Source organism: Corynebacterium sp. UMB9976, from assembly GCF_030212265.1.
In the GTDB taxonomy this organism is placed as follows: Bacteria; Actinomycetota; Actinomycetes; order Mycobacteriales; family Mycobacteriaceae; genus Corynebacterium.
On sequence record NZ_JASODY010000049.1, the window covers coordinates 1 to 995 of the forward strand.

General features: G+C 57.7%; 1 protein-coding gene. It reads right to left on the minus strand.

Annotated elements, in window-relative coordinates:
- Window positions 1-855 (minus strand): IS256-like element IS3503 family transposase (locus tag QP140_RS09730; protein ID WP_284759457.1); only part of this gene is annotated, 855 nt, incomplete at its 3' end.
- Window positions 856-995: the final 140 nt, after the last annotated feature.

Below are 995 nucleotides of genomic sequence, written 5' to 3' on the forward strand. Positions count from 1 at the left end.
GGGGTCGATGGTTGTTGGTGGGGGTTGCAGGTAGGTAAACAGCAGGTCTCTGCGGTGCAGAGATAGCAATGATTGATAGGCCGCTCGGACGCGTTGGTGGGTGTAGACCTTGGTGTAGGCGCCGGTAGCAGGGTCTTTGATGGTGGTTTTCTCGTTCATCCATTCCCGGTAGGTGTGGTCGAATTCGTGCAGGTGGGCGACCCATGTGGATGCTTGGTCAAGGTCGGTGATGCGAGTGAGTTTCAGGGCTAGGCGGTAGAGGGTTTTGCCGGCATCGGTGCGGGGGTTGCTGGTGGTGTGGCGGCGGACTGTTCGTTGGGCGTGGACGAGGCAGCGTTGGATGCGTGTTGTTGGCCAGCAGTGGTGGATGGCTGATTGGGCACCTTGTCCGCCGTCTGTGACTGCGATTAGTGGTGCGGCAATGGGGCGTAGGAGTTCGGTGTAGGCGGCGGTGGTTTCGTGTCTGGCCCAGGTCCAGTTGATGACGTGGGTTTTACTGGCTGCGATCAGGAGGCATCCGGACTTTAGATAGGTCGCGTCGAGGAAGATTTGGTCATGGATGCGGAATGGGTCGATGGTGGGTGTGGGGATGATCCACCAGCACCATCGGAATCGGTGGTGCATGGTTTGCCTGGTTACGCCATGGTGTGCGGCGAAGGTGGTTAGAGATTGGGTGCCGGTGGCCCATTGGATGAACAAAGCCATGGTGGCGGTGTTTTTGTTGTGGGTTTGGGTGTTGCGGGTAAAGGAGTGTCCGCAGTGGGTGCAGCGCCAACGGGTGGTTGATTTGCTGGTGGTGCCGTTTTTCTTTGTGTTGTTGCCGCATAGTGGGCAGCTGGGGCGGTTGGTGGTCATCCTTTAATCCAACCGGTGTGCGGTTAGCACAAATGTGGCCGGAGGTGCGGGATGGTGTGGGTAATAGCTTTCGGGGAGCTATTCTTTGGTGATTTGTGGTGTGTGGTCTGGGGTTATGGTGGCATGCGGACACACTTTTC